Below are 16,382 nucleotides of genomic sequence, written 5' to 3'. Positions count from 1 at the left end.
GTTCTCCAAATGAAAAGGTCTATTTATAGTGTAACAGACCTTAAAACTTACAACACGCTTTGAATCGCTTGCGTTTCCAATTGGGTGAAATATTTCACGGTTTTGACTTTGAGTTCTTGCGTTGCCGGTTCGTCACACACTACGATGCCTCGTTTGTGCAGTTGTAAGGCACTAACCGTCCACATATGGTTTACCGAGCCTTCGACACAAGCCTGTAACGCCAACGCTTTATTATAGCCGGTAATCAGCAACATCACTTCTTCCGCATCGAGTAATGTCGCCACACCGACGGTTAAAGCGTATTTCGGCACTTTAGTAATATCATTATCAAAAAAGCGCGAATTGGCGATTAAGGTATCTTCGGTCAAGGTTTTAATACGAGTACGAGAACCCAAAGATGAAGCCGGTTCGTTAAACGCAATATGACCGTCCACACCGACGCCGCCCATAAATAAGTGAATTTTGCCGTATGACTTGATTTTCTCTTCATAACGGCGACATTCCGCATCGTGATCCTCGGTATTGCCGTTCAAAATATTGATATTTTGCGGTTGGATATCGATATGATCAAAGAAGTTACGGTACATAAAGGTATGGTAACTCTGCGGATGTTCCTTAGGTAAGCCGACATATTCGTCCATATTAAAGGTCACCACGTGCTGAAAGCTCACTTCGCCGGCTTGATATAAGCGAATCAATTCTTTATAGGTTTGTAACGGCGTACCGCCGGTCGGCAAACCTAACACAAAAGGACGATCAGCGGTCGGCTGAAATCGATTGATTCGTTCAACAATATGGCGAGCTGCCCAACGGCTTACTTGCTCACTGGTTTGTAACGGGATAAGACGCATAAGATTTCCTAATTATTGTTGTTATAGCTATATCACAAGCGGTCAAATTTTATAAAAATTTTGCATAAAGCGCTTTTGCCACTTCAAGTTGTTTGTCGGTTGCTTTAGCTGTCATCGGCTCACGGCAATAACCGGCTTCCACACCTTGTAATTTAAGTAACTCTTTAATGGTGAGATATAAACCGTTCGCTAAAATGCCTTCAATCAAATCATTGGTCACGTGTTGTACCGCTAACGCTTCCGCCAATTTACCTTGTTTGGTCAATTCAAAAATTTGACGTGCGCGCGGTGCGTTTACGTTGAAGGTCGAACCGATTGCACCGTCCACACCTAGTGCCACTGCCGGTAACATCATTTCATCAAAACCCGCCCAAATTAAATGGTTCGGATAGGCTTTTTTCAAACGTTCCAATAAATAGAAATCGCCTGCGGTAAATTTCACGCCTAAAATTTTCGGGTTTTTATACAATTCGCCGAACTGCTCGACACCGATATTCACACCGGTTAAGAACGGAATCGAATAGACGATCATATTGTTGCCGGTTTCCGCAATAATAGTGTCGTAATAATGTTTGATTTCGGCAAAGCTGAATTTGTAATAGAACGGTGTCACCGCCGATAAACAGTCATAACCTAATTCGGTTGCGTATTTCCCTAATTCGACCGCTTCTTGTAAATTCACACTACCTACTTGCGCGATCAGGGCAATTTGATCTTTCGCTTCGTCTTTTGCAATACGGAAAATTTCTTTTTTCTCTGCGGTAGAAAGCATAAAGTTTTCGCCGGTCGAACCGCCGACATATAAACCGTCCACTTTCATTTTGTCGATATTATGACGAATGATTTGGCGTAAGCCTTGCTCATTAATCGAACCGTCTTCGTTAAATGCTACGAGTAACGCACTAAAAATACCGGTTAAGTTTTTCATATTATGTTCCTTAAATTTAATTAAAAATGTTGTTCCGCCCATGCAGCCGCGCCGATTAAACCGGCATTGCCGCCATATTTTGCCGCTTCCAATTCACAACGGTAGAAATGCGGCATTTCGGCTAAATATTTTTGCACGAGCGGTAAATAACCTTCCGCCAAGCCGACACTGCCGCCGATCACCACTTTTTGCGTATCTAAACCAATGGTTAAATCCGCCACTAAATTGGCAATGGCTTTTGCAGATTTTTCGACTAATTCGACCGCTTGCACTTTGCCCGCTCGGAATTGCTCAAACACTTGTTTCGGTGTACAAGGTTCCGTCCATCGGCTTGAAACCGCTTCGATAGCTCGCCCGGAAGCAATCGCTTCCACACAACCTCGGCGACCACAGCCACAAATTGGCCCGTTCGGATCCGCTAAAGTATGCCCAATATGTCCTGCTACGCCATTCGGTTGGGTTAGCAATTTGCCATTTTGGATAATGCCGCCGCCAACCCCGGTTGAAACAGTAATAAAGACGAAATTTTCGACCGCTTGTTTATCTTGATGTTGATATTCGGCACAAGCCGCCGCTTGTACGTCATTGAGTAAGAAAATCGGTTTATCGGTATGACGTGCAATACTTTCTTGCAACGGGAAAAAAGCCAACCCGCCTAAATTCTTCGGGTTTAATGCGGTTAAAACGCCGTTATTGATAATACCGGTCGAAGCTACCGATACCGCATCAAACTGCCCTTGGTACTGTTGCAAAATGTCCGCCAACGTTTGATGCATTGCTTCCGCCGCATCTTGTTGCGGTGTGCCGATTTGTCGGCGTTGGGAAATCACTCCGTTTTCGACTAATGCCGAGGCAATCTTAGTACCGCCGATATCTAATGCTAAACAACGCATACATTCCCCTTAAACTTTCGCAGTTTTTATCTCATCAGCAAACCAGCCGACAATATGCTCCAAGCGAGTGAGTGCCGAACCGACCGTGACACAATCCGCACCGATTTCAATCGCGGTTTTTGCCAGTTGCGGTGAGTTATAACGCCCTTCCGCCATCACAAAACAGCCCGCCGCTTTTAAGTCTTTAACTAACTGATAATCCGGTTCATTCGGTACTTCCCCACCGGTATAACCCGACATTGTGCTACCGACAATATCAAAACCGAGTTGCTGGCAATATAAACCCTCTGCCAAAGTCGAACAGTCCGCCATTGCCAAACAACCTAGCTCATGAATACGTTTCAACGCCGCTTCAATCGTGACCGGTCGAACACGATCCGTACCGTCCACCGCAATAATATCGGCACCGGCTGCAGCCAGATCATCAATATCTTGTAAAAACGGCGTAATACGTACCGGACTATCCGGTAAATCACGTTTTACAATCGCAATAATCGGCGCTTTCACCGTCGGACGAGTCGCTTTTAAATTATCGACCCCTTCAATGCGTAATCCTGCCGCACCGCCGATAAGCGAGGCTTGCGCCATCGCCGCCACGATCTCCGGTTTGTCCATCGGGCCGTCATCAACTGGCTGACACGAAGCGATTAAACCGTTTCGAATCGTATTCAATACTTCCGAATGAGATAACTTTGACATATAAACTCCTTGAGTTCGTTATGCTTTCAAATAAAGCTTATACATAGCTTTCTAATAACTGACGCAAAACTGCATAACCTTGTAAATTAAAATGTAACCCGTCCGTGGTTAAATCGGCATTCAAATCGCCTTTATGATCAGCAAACGCATCAAACGTCTTAATAAATGTAATATGGGGCGGACAATGTTCGGCTAAATAAGTATTAAGTTGCTGAATTTGAGCATTCGTTACCGTATTAATACGACAAACAGGCGTGGCTTCAAGTAAAAAATAACGGGTATGCGGCGTAGCAAGCGGTCTAATTTGCTCGATAATTTGCAATAACCATTCCATCACTTGCGCCGGAGAATAATCGGCTTCTTTAACAATATCGTTCACGCCGAGGAAAAAGAAAACGGATTGTCCCAACTTTTTAATATGTTGCGGTTTCGCTATAACATCTAAATATTGGCGGCTACTCACACCGGAAATAGCTAAATTAGCAACCGTTTGTCCTTTAAACTCGAGATTCGTTTGCCAATCACTCCACATATCAAACAGAGAATGTCCGATTAAACTAATTTCAGTATCCCGTTCAAACTCAATACGCTTGGTTTGATAACGTTGGAAAATATCCGCATCTGATAACATTTCTCCAAACTCCGCAAAACTTATGAATAAATACACCATTTATTATAGCTTTAACGAAGTAATTTTCATTCATAAAGTTCAAAATCTGTGAAGTACTTCTCATTAATTTTGTAAATCTGCTAAAAACGATTTGATAAAAAGCGAAATAAAATGAATAACAAGCGGTAAATTTCCACCCATTTTTGCCAGATTTTGCTACAATCTTGCCATTTAGTGAAAATTAAACCAGTTATAGAGAAACAGGGAAGAGATATGACAGTCAGCACCTTTAACCGTACGTGGGCAAAAGTGATAGTGAACGCCTTATTACGTTACGGCGTAAAACATTTCTGTATTGCGCCGGGTTCACGTTCAACACCTTTAACTCTCGAAGCCCTACAATTACAACAAAATCAACAAGCACAATGCCACAGTCATTTTGATGAACGCGGATTGGGCTTTTTTGCTTTGGGTATCGCTAAAGTGACCAATGATCCGGTCGCAATTATTGTGACTTCCGGAACGGCGGTCGCTAATCTTTATCCGGCGGTTATCGAAGCGAGCTTGACTCATCATAAATTGATCGTACTTTCCGCCGATCGTCCGCCGGAATTAATCGGTTGCGGAGCAAATCAAGCGATTCCGCAGCAAGGTATTTTCGCCGATTATCCGATAGCTGGCGTTAATTTGCCGAAACCTGCGGAGCACTATAACGCCGGCTGGTTAGTTGCAACGATTGAACAGGCTTGCGTTACACAAAGCCAACAAGGCGGTGTGGTACATATCAATGCGCCGTTTGCCGAGCCGCTTTATGAAGCGGATGAAAACGCAATCAACACACATCCGTGGTTAAAGCCGATTCAAAGCTGGTTAATCAATCCGCAAACCAAATGGATTAACAGTCAAACGATTCAAAGCGAAGTGTCAATGCACGAGAATTGGGATTATTGGCGTACCAAACGCGGTGTGATTGTGGTCGGTAAATTGCCGGTCGAACAAGGTATCGGTATTAAAGCTTGGGCGGAAACGCTCGGTTGGTGTTTGATTACCGACGTACAATCTTGTGTAGATGCCAATCTGCCGTATGCGGATATTTGGCTTTCCAACAACACGGTTCACCAACGCCTGTTACAAGCGGATATCGTGATTCAATTCGGCGGTCAAATCGTGAGTAAAAGGGTAAATAAATTCCTTGAAGCGTTTAAAGGCGAATTTTGGCAAGTGGACGAATACAGCGACTATCTTAACCCGTTTGCACATCACCAAACCCGTTTTGTGGCAAAAGCGCATCATTTCTTACGCGTACATCCGCCGCTTCGCCAAAAACCGTGGTTATTGGAACCGCTCGCACTTTCACAATTCTGCGCCGGTTTTATCGAACAACAAGTCGGCGGTAGCCTGAATGAGGCTTCATTAGCCCATCATATTGAAGAAGTGTTGGCAACCAGCGGTAATTTATTTATCGGTAACAGCTTATTCGTACGTTTAGTTGATGCCCTATGTAAATTACCGGAAGGTTATCCGGTTTATACCAACCGCGGTGCAAGCGGCATTGACGGTTTAATCGCAACCATGGCGGGGGTGGCAAAAGGCAGCGGTCAGCCGACTGTCGGCGTTATCGGCGACATTTCCGCATTACATGATCTGAATTCGGTGTCGCTACTTAACAAAATCAGCCATCCGTACATTTTATTTGTGATCAACAATAGCGGCGGAGCGATTTTCGATATGTTACCGGTGGAAGCGCAAGCGAAAGAACAATTCTACCGTTTATCACACAACTACGAATTTGCTCCGATTGCGACCATGTTCGGCATCGAATATATCCGTCCGTTTACTTGGGCCGATCTTAAAGCCAAACTTAAACTCGCTTACGGACGTAAAGGGGTGACCATCGTTGAAATCAAAGTAAATGATCAAGACGGTAGCAATCTTTACAAATCGTTAATCAAACAAATCTCGCAAGCGGAAATCGCCTAATGCTCCACGCAACATGGCATAGTGAAACGGGTACGCCGGTGGTGTTTCTGCACGGTTTACTCGGTTCGCAACAAGATTGGCAAGCGGTGCTAGACCGCTTGCAAAATTTTCCGCAAATTCGACCGCTTACCATTGACCTTCCTCTGCATGGCGCAAGCGAACATATCCCCTGCTACGGCTTTTCCCACACGAGAGAATTGATTCATCAAACCGTTCTGCATTATATCGGCAATCAGCCTTTTTATTTGGTCGGCTATTCGTTAGGCGGGCGTTTAGCGTTGGACTATGCGCTCAATGCCAATAATCCTCAGCTAAAACATACGATTCTTGAAGGGGCGAATATCGGCTTAACGACGGATACGGAACGCCAAGCACGTTGGCAAAACGACCATCAATGGGCGAAACGTTTCCGTAACGAACCGATAGTGAAAGTATTAAATGATTGGTATCAACAAGCCGTTTTTGCCAATTTAGACCAACACAAGCGGTCAAATTTAATCGAAAAACGCCAAAACAATAACGGATCAGCCGTTGCGGCTATGCTTGAAGCGACTAGTCTTGCAAAGCAACCTTATTTTTTACCGCAGCTCTCCGAAGCTCGGCAGACTATCACTTTTTTGATCGGCGAATATGATCGGAAATTTAGAAAAATCGTCTCCGATAATAAACTTAATCATCAACTTATCCCTGATGCGGGACATAATGCGCATTATGAAAATCCGATATCTTTTACCGATGCACTATTAGGTCTGATTAAAAAGTAAAAAAGCTATCCCGAAGGATAACTTTTGGTTTAGTTAGCAAAGCGTTTATTTTTTATCTTCTTTTGTGGTTGCCGTAGCACCGATTACGCCTTGCCATTTTTCACTAATAGCACTTCCGGCTAATACTTCGCCATTTTTACCGAAAATACCCCCAGAGAAGTTTGCGTCAGGAGTTAGTTTTAAAGGAAAATTATCTATTTTAGAATATAAAGTTCCATTTATAATGGTACCATCTTCGCCAACTTTTGCTCCAGTCACTTGATTTTCTAATAAATTAGTTCTACCAAACTCACCTAATTTCCAGTAATCATTATTCTCACCAAATACTTTCATTGATACTTTTTTTGTTACATCATCATAAGAAGCTTCTACAGAAGCCTTTAATTTCTGATTTCCTACATCTTTGTAACTATAAAACATGTCTCCCTTATATGATATAGATTTAGTCGGACGTATTTTATCGGCATCGTTCATTGATAATAAATAATATTCATTCAAACTAACTTTTTCATCGCTATAATTTTCATCTTGTCGAACTTGATTTAACTGCATATATCCATAGTAACCCAACAATTTGCCTGAAGAATCTTTTAAGGTTTTAATGTCTTGAGCAGAAATTGTATTAGTTACTTTTAGATGATTACGATTAATCTTATCCTTATCTAATACGACTGTAATGTGATCTTTTTCATCTATTTTTAAATTCAGAACTACATCAGCATTATTAATGATACCTGAATTAATATCCTTAACCCCTAATTCCTTAAGAATTTCCGCATTACTTTTATCCTTACTTAGTTCTTCTCCTTTTGGGGCATCTTTTTGCGGATTATCCATTTTCGGAGCCATTACTTGTGGGTCATTTAGTTTTGGATTACCCATTTGTGGAGCCATATTTTTTGGTTCTTCCGCTTTCGGGCTATCTACTTGCGGAGCCATCTCTTTTGGTTCTTCCGCTTTCGAATTATCCGCTTGTGGAACTTCCTCTTTTTTTGGCTGCTCCGCTTTTGGTGCGGACATATCAACCTTAGGTGTAAGTTCCGAATTTGGTTTAGACGATGAACCCGATGAGCCGCCGCCACTACATGCGGTAAGCACTACACTAGCGACTAAGCTAGCCATTAATTTTGTTGCAATATTCATTAAAAAATTCCTTATACTTAAAATACAATAAATAAACACTTTAATTTACAATAAAAACTAAGAATCATAAATATAAGTAAATATAATACCATTAAACAAAATATAAAGCTCTAAAGTTTACAATTCAATCATTCTGCAATCGCTGTAAAAGCCGATCCATCGCCCGATAGCCTAGTGCTTCGGCAAGATGGATTTGTTGAATATGCGGTTCGTTAGCCAAATCGGCAATTGTGCGGGAAACTTTTAAAATCCGATGATAGGCACGCACTGAAAGTCCTAATTTTGTCAGTGCATTTTCTAGAAATAGCGCGTCTTTTTCTGCAAGGCGACAATCACGTTCGATTTCTTTGGTGGTTAATTTAGCATTAATTTTACCGGCTCTCGCCATTTGTAATTCTCTTGCCGAAAGTACCCGCTTGCGTACTTGCTCGGTGGTTTCACCTCGGTTATCGCTACTTTGTAATGCGCCTTTCGGTAATAAAGGGACTTCAATTGATAAGTCAAAACGGTCTAAAAACGGGCCGGATAAACGATTTAAATAACGCATCACTTGTTGCGGAGAAGTACGATTGTGCGTGCCTTGATAATGCCCTGTCGGGCTAGGGTTCATTGCCGCAATTAATTGAAAACTGGCGGGGAACTGCACCTTAGCATTCGCTCTAGAAATAATAATCTCTCCGGCTTCCAACGGCTGACGTAATGCGTCCAGCACTTTGCGTTCAAACTCAGGCAATTCGTCTAAAAAAAGCACACCATTGTGCGCCAAACTGATTTCGCCCGGTTTAGGAATAGAGCCGCCACCCACCAACGCCACCATAGATGCACTGTGATGCGGTGCTCGAAACGGGCGCTCTTTCCAGTTGTGAAAATTCAATTCGTTTTGTACCAAACTGGTGACCGAAGCGGTTTCAATCGCTTCATCATCACTCATTGCCGGCAACAGATCCGCTAAACGGCTGGCGAGCATTGTTTTACCGGTACCGGGAGGGCCAAGGAAAAGTAAATTATGTTGTCCAGCAGCCGCAATCATTAGTGCTCGTTTAGCGTGTTGTTGCCTAATAATATCGGTTAAATCACGTTTTACAAGCGGTTGAATTTCTTGTGTTTTTTGCGGAATCTGCTGAGCAATCGGCAGCCTGTCCCGCTTGTTCATAAAATTGACCACTTGCAATAAGGAACCGGCAAAATAGGTTTCGGCATTCGACACTAACGACGCTTCATTCACATTCGGGCGGGCAATAATCATCTGTCGCTTGGCTTTTTCGGCGGAAATTACCGCCGGAATCACGCCGTGAACGCCTCGTAACGATCCCGTTAAAGCCAGTTCCCCCAAAAACTCAAACTGTTTTAAGCGATCCGAATCCATCTGCCCTGAGGCAGCTAAGATCCCGATCGCAATCGGCAGATCAAAACGCCCGCCCTCTTTAGGTAGATCCGCCGGTGCGAGGTTAATCGTGATCCGTTGCGGAGGATACATAAAATTCGCATTCATCAATGCACTACGCACCCGATCGCCCGCCTCTTTTACCGTGGTTTCCGGTAAGCCAACAATCGTTAGCCCCGGTTTTCCGTTACTTAAATGCACTTCAATCGTTACCAACGGCGCTTCTACACCGATCGATGCACGGCTATAAACAATGGCTAAAGACATCTTTCCTCCTAAAAATTGTTAGGAGGGTAAAAGATAAATGTTCTATGTCACAGCAACAAAATCACTTTTCTCGATCAGGATCGCAAAAATAGGTTCCCTCTCTATTAAATCCAAGCTAAAAATCCTGAAAGCACTAAATATAGAGTTAGTTCCGGTGATTAAAACGTTATAATAGGGCATCAATATTCAGCAAATGAGGGGCAAAATGAAAACACAGGATATTATCATTATCGGTGGCGGTATGGTCGGAGCTGCGGTAGCACTCGGCTTGGCGAAACAAGGGTTAAATATTGCATTAATCGAAAAAAATCCGCTTCCCTCATTTGATGCGAATGCTGCTTATGATTTACGCATTTCCGCTATCAGTATTACCTCGGTCAAACTGCTGGAAGAACTGGGTGCTTGGCAGGCGATCAGCCAAATGCGAGTTTGCCCGTATGACGGTTTGGAAACTTGGGAAATCGAAGGGTTTAATACCGCCTTTTATGCAACGGAAATTGGCTTGGATAAACTCGGTTTTATGGTGGAAAATAACGCGATTCAGCTTGGTTTATGGCAAGCCTTAAACCAGTATCCGAATTGCCGACAAGCGGTCGGATTTTCGCAAATTTCTGCCAATTATCGCGAACAATTATGGACGGTCACCGTTGATGATCAAACATTTACCGCCCCACTACTGATCGCTGCGGACGGCGCAAACTCACAAGTGCGTAACTGGGCGGGTATCGGGCTAACCGGTTGGCAATATCGCCAACATTGCTTGCTTGCCACGGTGAAAACCGAATTACCGCAACAATCTGTCACCTGGCAACAATTCTTCCCGAGCGGCCCTCGTGCATTTTTACCTCTATCAGATCACAACGGTTGTGTCGTGTGGTATGACGCACCGCAACGCATTGCTCAGCTAAAACAACTGCCTTCAGAAAAACTCACCGCCGAAATTCAACAACATTTCCCTGCCCGTTTAGGCAAAGTGGGAGTAGTCAATGCCGCCGGTTTTCCACTGACTCGCCAACACGCTCAACATTATGTAAAAAACGGCGTGGTGTTGATGGGTGATGCGGCGCACACTATTAATCCGCTTGCCGGACAAGGGGTTAATCTCGGTTTTAAAGACGTGCAAGTATTATTGGAAGTAATTGAACAAGCGGTTAAAAAAGGCGAAAACTTTGCCAATGAAGTGGTGCTTAAACGTTATGAACATAAACGTAAACCCGATAATTTATTGATGCAAACCGGTATGGATGTTTTTTATAAGGCATTCAAAACTGAACTATTGCCGGCAAAAATCGCCCGAAATTTAGGCTTAGTGCTGGCGGAAAAAATTACCCCGCTCAAGAAAAAAGCGTTGCGCTATGCGATAGGTTTATAGTTTTTCATTACAAGCGGTCAAGTTTTGCAAATTCTTTGTGAAATTCGACCGCTTGTTTTTTCGTAAATACTCAATTCATATTCATCAAATCATTCTTTCCGAAAAAACGCTTTCAATTAAGTGCAATATATAACCAACCTAAGTTAAAATAGTTTGCAATCTATCCCTATTTATCTCATAAGGAGATCATTATGAAAAAAGTACTCGGTACTTTATTTGTTCTTTCGGCAGCAAGCATTGCAGTCGCTAAAGAAGTGAATATTAAATTTTTAGGTACGTCGGATGTTCACGGTCGTATCGTACCTTGGAACTACGGTGCGGATATTGAGGACAAATCCGGTTCTTACGCACAAATCGCCACTTATGTAAAAGAGGTACGCCAAAATAATAAAAATGTAGTGTTAGTCGATATCGGTGATGCGATTCAAGACAACCAAGTGGAAGTATTTGCGAAAACAGAAAAATACTACAAAGACAATCCGGTGCCTAAAGTATTAAACGAAATGAAATACGACTATTTCGTTTTAGGTAACCACGAATTTAACTTCGGTATGACCGCTTTAGATGAAATCATTAAAGACATTAATGCCAAAGTATTAACCGCTAACTTCTACTACAAAAAAGACGGTAAACGTTACGTTACCGCAACCGATATTATTGAAAAAGACGGCGTAAAACTCGGTGTAATCGGCTTAACGACCCCAATGGCGGCAACCTTTGAAAAAGATACGCACAATCTTGATGAGATGAAATTCAGTTCACCAAGCGAAGAAGCGAAAGCACAAATTGCCAAGTTAAAAGCAAAAGGGGTTGATGCGATTATCGTGTTAGCACATATGGGGATTGAAAACGAAAATAATATCCCTGATACCGGTGTGGCGGATGTAATCAATAATGTAGAAGGCATTGATGTGATTATCGCCGGCCATATGCACAAAAACATTCCGGCGGAAACGATTAAAAATACCCTGATTACCGAACCGCACCGCTACGGTACCGTGGTTTCGGAAGTGGATTTAGCCTTTGATGTGGCGGATAACGGCAAAGTAAAATTATTGTCAAAAACCGCCAAAACCGTACCGGTTAAGAAATTGGCTTCAGATCCGGCAATCGAAAAAATTTACCAACCATATCATGACGAATTACGCCGTTTAAATAATGTGAAAATCGGCGAAACCGCACAAACCATGATTCCGCAGGGTAAAAATCATGGTGTAGCGATTGCCTTTACGCAAGATACCGGCTTATCTTCATTGATTAATGACGTGCAACAACATTACAGCAAAGCGGATGTGGTCTCTTTTGCTTTCGACCACCAAACCGTACGTTTAGACAAAGGCGATATTAAGAAAAAAGATATTATCTATAACTATCGCTATGCAGGCGGTGATGTGAGCGTGTACGAAGTGACCGGCAAACAGCTTAAAGCCTATATGAATTGGTCGGCAGATTACTTCGATACGATTCAGCCGCAAGATAAAGACTACCGTATCAATGAAAAACGCGGCAAATCGAAATATATCACCTTTGATATTTTCGGCGGCGTAAAATTCAACATTGATTTACGCAAACCAAGCGGCGAGAAAATTGTTGATCTTAGCCTTGCCAACGGTACCGCAATCACTGATGACAGCAAAATCAAACTCGGTATGAATTCATATCGCTATGAACAGCTCATCAAAAAAGGTGGTGTATGGGAAGGACAACAAATCCCGGTATTATGGGAATCTAAAGTCGCAATGGGCAGCGAAGCCGGCACCATTCAAAATATGATGATCGATTACATCTCTAACGTGAAAAAAGGCAAAGTGGAAGGCGTGTCTCACAACCGCTGGAAAATTGTCGGTTTAGAGTAATTAATACAAAACAAGCGGTTAAATTCTCCAACTTTTACAAAAATCATCAGGAAATATGACCGCTTACAATAAGAATCCACTTATCTAAAAACAAAGGGATATAAAAAAATCCCCGTTTAACTAAACGGGGATTTGATAGAAATAAATGATGACCTAGCGTTTACCGAACATATTGCCTAAGCCGCCGAGTGCGCCCATGCCGCCGCCCATCATACCTTTCATACCACGCATCATTTTCGCCATACCGCCTTTACGCATTTTTTTCATCATACGTTGCATTTCATCGAATTGCTTGAGCAATTTGTTTACGTCTTGTACTTGTGTGCCGGAACCTAACGCAATACGACGACGGCGAGAACCTTTAATAATATCCGGATTCGCACGCTCTTTCAGCGTCATTGAGTTGATGATCGCTTCCATTTTCACGAACATTTTATCATCCACCTGATTTTTTACGTGATCAGGTAAATTCTTCGCGCCCGGCAGTTTATCCAACATCGACATCATACCGCCCATTTTCTTCATCTCGATCAGCTGTTCACGGAAATCTTCAAGGGTGAAATCATCACCTTTCTTGAATTTCTGTGCCATTTTCTCGGCTTTTTCTTGATCGACCGAGCGTTGTAAATCTTCGATTAACGATAATACGTCGCCCATACCGAGGATACGAGAAGCGACACGATCCGGATGGAACGGTTCTAACGCATCGGTTTTCTCGCCCACACCGAGGAATTTAATCGGTTTACCGGTAATTTGACGAATAGATAATGCCGCACCGCCGCGCGCATCGCCGTCCACTTTGGTTAAGATCACACCGGTAAGCGGTAAGGCTTCGTTAAAGGCTTTTGCCGTATTCGCCGCATCTTGACCGGTCATCGCATCCACGGTAAAGAGCGTTTCAATCGGATTTAATACACGATGGATTTGCTGGATTTCCTCCATCATCTCGCCGTCCACGTGTAAACGACCTGCGGTATCCACAATTAAAACATCAAAGAAATTGAGTTTTGCGTATTTTAAGGCAAGCTCGGCAATTTCAACCGGCTTTTGCGTGGTTTCCGTCGGGAAGAAATCGACTTTTAACGCTTCCGCTAAGGTTTGAAGCTGTTTAATCGCCGCCGGACGATAAACGTCAGCAGAAACCACTAATACTTTCTTCTTGTGACGCTCTTTAAGGAATTTTGCTAATTTACCGACCGAGGTGGTTTTACCCGCACCTTGTAAACCCGCCATCAAAATGACCGCCGGCGGTTGGGTCGCTAAATTTAATTCCTCATTCGCTTCGCCCATTGCGATTTCAAGTTCGCTTTGTACGATTTTGAGAAATTCTTGACCGGGCGTTAGGCTTTTATTGACTTCCGTACCTAATGCGCGTTCTTTTACTTTATTAATAAATTCACGTACTACGGGTAATGCTACGTCGGCTTCAAGTAACGCCATACGTACTTCACGTAACGTATCTTTAATATTATCTTCGGTTAAACGTCCTTTTCCCGTGATATTACGTAGAGTTTTCGACAGTCTGTCGGATAAGTTTTCAAACATAGTGTTCTCTTTTGCAAAATTTTTATGAAATTCGACCGCTTATATGCGGAAAAATGGCTTTATTATACAAAAAATTTGCATTTCTTGTAGGAAAGAATCCGTTAAAAACGTTGATTCGCTTTGCTTTTCTAAAATGTCAGGATGTTAAGACGGAAAGAATCGGGTAAGCATATAAAAAATGCGGCACTACTTTTAAGAAGTAATGCCGCAAAACAGACGATATTCGAGGAATCATTTTATTTATTATTTTCTATAATGATACTCTGACTGGTAAGAATTTGCGAAGGAAAATTTCAGATTTTTTCTAAAAATTGGAGAGAGATCACAAAATTTCGATAGGCTTTATTATTTAATATACAATTTGTTTTTCGGAAAATAAAAAAAACAAAACCCCGATGATTTCTCATCAGGGCTTCCGAATATGGCTCCTCCTGCGGGACTCGAACCTGCGACATATGGATTAACAGTCCACCGTTCTACCGACTGAACTAAGGAGGAATAGATGGTGCCTCGAGGCGGAATCGAACCACCGACACGGGGATTTTCAATCCCCTGCTCTACCGACTGAGCTATCGAGGCAACTTATCGTTAAGAGTGGATATTATGCAATTATTTTGATTTGCCGTCAAGTGTCCAAGATAATTTTATCCGGAAATATCCAATCTACTGATAAAGTAAAACCCTGATGAAAAACATCAGGGCTTCTGAATATGGCTCCTCCTGCGGGACTCGAACCTGCGACATATGGATTAACAGTCCACCGTTCTACCGACTGAACTAAGGAGGAATAGATGGTGCCTCGAGGCGGAATCGAACCACCGACACGGGGATTTTCAATCCCCTGCTCTACCGACTGAGCTATCGAGGCAACGTCTTGTTGCGGGGTGCATTATGCTGATTTAGCCCCACTTCGTCAAACATTTTTTTAAAAAATTTAAAAAAGCCTGTCCAAACGTGCTTTTTTTGTACTTTTTGCTTTAAAAAACAACAAATTATCGAATATGTAAATATTTCTCGCGCGCTTTTGATACTTTCTTCAAATAATTTCGAGCTTGGCTTGACGGATGTGCGGTCGTTAAAATGCGATAAACCGCATCCGGCGAAAGTTCGTTAATACGATCGATCGCATCATACTTATCGTAATCGAAGACTTTAAGCACCGCACCGGCGCCACTGTTATAAGCGGAAATCATCGCATAACGTTTTGCGGTCGGATTAGTGATTCCTTCCAAATATTCATCACGTAAAATCGCTAAATATAACGTACCCGAATCGATATTTTGCGACGGGTTATATAAATAAGCGCGATCCGGCTGTCCGTCAAAACCTTTACGGGCAAAAATATCGCGTCCGGCGGTACGCGGTACAACCTGCATTAAGCCGATAGCGTTCGCATAACTGACCGCATACGGGTTGAATGCCGATTCGACTTCCATAATACCCAAAATTAAACTAGGCTCAATGCCGTAACGTTTCGCCATTTTACGTACCAGCGGCAGATATTGGCGCGCGCGCACTTCGATATGCCCCGCCACCATTTTAATCGCTACATAAGTTACCGTTCTGCCGTTTTGCAAGCGACGAGTTTGCAATTTATTTTGGATTAAATAGGTCGCAAAATCGTTGGCGATCGCAATATTATTGATATCGCGCCCGAATTGATCGTTCACCTGACCGGCAAGGAACGGATTACTGCTAATCGGCGCATCACCGGAAGCGAATAAGTCGATCCCTTTCGGGTCCGATCCCATCAATAAGGTGTGAATAATACTGTTACGTAGATGATTTTGGTCACCTAAAGTTTCAATCGTGATTTGACCGTCTTCAAAAGAAATATGGCTACGTGTATAAAACTTATCCGTATATTTTACGTAATCTTTTTTACTTGCGACTAAAAGCTCGTTGCTTCCCCAAATATCGTCAATATTATGCGAAAACTGCCCCGTTAAAATATCTAAACCGTTAGTATCTTTAGTGTTGTAGTCCACACGAGTTTTGGTTCTTTTACTCTTTTTAGGAGAACTACTGCCGCAAGCGGCTAAAAACGGAATAATCAACAGTAGCGGTAAATATTTAGTATATTTTTTCAT

The 16,382-nt window shown here is 42.7% G+C and carries 13 protein-coding genes and 4 tRNA genes; 4 read left to right on the top strand and 13 right to left on the bottom strand.

Going from position 1 to position 16,382, the window contains the following annotated elements:
• Nucleotides 1–47 precede the first annotated feature (47 nt).
• The 5 genes from nagB to DRF63_RS09580 are packed head-to-tail and all read right to left on the bottom strand — an operon-like array spanning nucleotide 48 to nucleotide 4,002.
• Nucleotides 48–851 (bottom strand): glucosamine-6-phosphate deaminase, encoded by an 804-nt coding sequence (gene nagB / locus DRF63_RS09600; protein WP_005599267.1) that lies wholly within the window; start codon nucleotides 849–851, stop codon nucleotides 48–50.
• A 49-nt stretch (nucleotides 852–900) separates the two neighbouring features.
• Nucleotides 901–1,779, bottom strand: coding sequence for an N-acetylneuraminate lyase (nanA, locus tag DRF63_RS09595; protein ID WP_005599265.1), 879 nt, complete (start codon nucleotides 1,777–1,779; stop codon nucleotides 901–903).
• A gap of 20 nt (nucleotides 1,780–1,799) precedes the next feature.
• Nucleotides 1,800–2,672: an N-acetylmannosamine kinase gene (locus DRF63_RS09590; RefSeq protein ID WP_005599264.1), complete on the bottom strand. Its 873-nt coding sequence runs from the start codon at nucleotides 2,670–2,672 to the stop codon at nucleotides 1,800–1,802.
• A 9-nt stretch (nucleotides 2,673–2,681) separates the two neighbouring features.
• On the bottom strand, nucleotides 2,682–3,371 hold the full coding sequence (locus tag DRF63_RS09585) for an N-acetylmannosamine-6-phosphate 2-epimerase (protein WP_005599263.1): 690 nt from the start codon (nucleotides 3,369–3,371) through the stop codon (nucleotides 2,682–2,684).
• A 37-nt stretch (nucleotides 3,372–3,408) separates the two neighbouring features.
• The gene (locus DRF63_RS09580; RefSeq protein ID WP_005599262.1) at nucleotides 3,409–4,002 is read right to left on the bottom strand and encodes an SGNH/GDSL hydrolase family protein; all 594 of its coding nucleotides are present in this window, start codon (nucleotides 4,000–4,002) and stop codon (nucleotides 3,409–3,411) included.
• 252 nt (nucleotides 4,003–4,254) lie between these two features.
• Here DRF63_RS09580 and menD point away from each other — a divergent pair, with 252 nt between their 5' ends.
• A complete protein-coding gene (gene menD / locus DRF63_RS09575; RefSeq protein ID WP_005599261.1) occupies nucleotides 4,255–5,961 on the top strand; it encodes a 2-succinyl-5-enolpyruvyl-6-hydroxy-3-cyclohexene-1-carboxylic-acid synthase in 1,707 nt (568 codons plus the stop codon).
• A complete protein-coding gene (menH, locus tag DRF63_RS09570) occupies nucleotides 5,961–6,725 on the top strand; it encodes a 2-succinyl-6-hydroxy-2,4-cyclohexadiene-1-carboxylate synthase (protein WP_005599260.1) in 765 nt (254 codons plus the stop codon). Before menD ends, menH begins: the two co-directional genes overlap by 1 nt.
• Nucleotides 6,726–6,770: 45 nt before the next feature.
• Here the strand turns inward: menH and DRF63_RS09565 are convergent, their stop codons facing one another.
• Together DRF63_RS09565 and DRF63_RS09560 are read right to left on the bottom strand one after the other, a co-directional pair.
• Nucleotides 6,771–7,868 (bottom strand): HupA family protein, encoded by a 1,098-nt coding sequence (locus DRF63_RS09565; RefSeq protein WP_005599258.1) that lies wholly within the window; start codon nucleotides 7,866–7,868, stop codon nucleotides 6,771–6,773.
• 124 nt (nucleotides 7,869–7,992) lie between these two features.
• Nucleotides 7,993–9,519 carry a YifB family Mg chelatase-like AAA ATPase gene (locus DRF63_RS09560; protein WP_005599257.1) on the bottom strand — a complete coding sequence of 509 codons (1,527 nt, stop codon included), beginning with the start codon at nucleotides 9,517–9,519 and terminating at the stop codon, nucleotides 7,993–7,995.
• A 205-nt stretch (nucleotides 9,520–9,724) separates the two neighbouring features.
• Here DRF63_RS09560 and DRF63_RS09555 point away from each other — a divergent pair, with 205 nt between their 5' ends.
• Both DRF63_RS09555 and DRF63_RS09550 read left to right on the top strand, forming a co-directional pair.
• On the top strand, nucleotides 9,725–10,891 hold the full coding sequence (locus DRF63_RS09555) for an FAD-dependent oxidoreductase (RefSeq protein WP_005599256.1): 1,167 nt from the start codon (nucleotides 9,725–9,727) through the stop codon (nucleotides 10,889–10,891).
• Nucleotides 10,892–11,082: 191 nt separating this feature from the next.
• Entirely contained in the window at nucleotides 11,083–12,747 is a 1,665-nt protein-coding gene (locus tag DRF63_RS09550; RefSeq protein ID WP_005599255.1) for a bifunctional metallophosphatase/5'-nucleotidase, read from the top strand.
• Nucleotides 12,748–12,900: 153 nt separating this feature from the next.
• Here the strand turns inward: DRF63_RS09550 and ffh are convergent, their stop codons facing one another.
• From ffh to mltC, 6 genes are all read right to left on the bottom strand, one after another.
• Nucleotides 12,901–14,292 carry a signal recognition particle protein gene (gene ffh, locus DRF63_RS09545; RefSeq protein WP_005599254.1) on the bottom strand — a complete coding sequence of 464 codons (1,392 nt, stop codon included), beginning with the start codon at nucleotides 14,290–14,292 and terminating at the stop codon, nucleotides 12,901–12,903.
• A 422-nt stretch (nucleotides 14,293–14,714) separates the two neighbouring features.
• Nucleotides 14,715–14,790: transfer RNA gene (locus DRF63_RS09540), tRNA-Asn, on the bottom strand.
• A 5-nt stretch (nucleotides 14,791–14,795) separates the two neighbouring features.
• Nucleotides 14,796–14,871 (bottom strand) — tRNA-Phe (locus DRF63_RS09535).
• Nucleotides 14,872–15,003: 132 nt separating this feature from the next.
• Nucleotides 15,004–15,079, bottom strand: a tRNA-Asn gene (locus tag DRF63_RS09530).
• 5 nt (nucleotides 15,080–15,084) lie between these two features.
• Nucleotides 15,085–15,160: transfer RNA gene (locus DRF63_RS09525), tRNA-Phe, on the bottom strand.
• 124 nt (nucleotides 15,161–15,284) lie between these two features.
• Nucleotides 15,285–16,382 carry a membrane-bound lytic murein transglycosylase MltC gene (gene mltC / locus DRF63_RS09520; RefSeq protein ID WP_005599253.1) on the bottom strand — a complete coding sequence of 366 codons (1,098 nt, stop codon included), beginning with the start codon at nucleotides 16,380–16,382 and terminating at the stop codon, nucleotides 15,285–15,287.

This window comes from Actinobacillus pleuropneumoniae (genome assembly GCF_003290385.1).
Lineage (GTDB): Bacteria > Pseudomonadota > Gammaproteobacteria > Enterobacterales > Pasteurellaceae > Actinobacillus > Actinobacillus lignieresii.
This window is presented reverse-complemented; position numbering and strand designations above follow the sequence as displayed.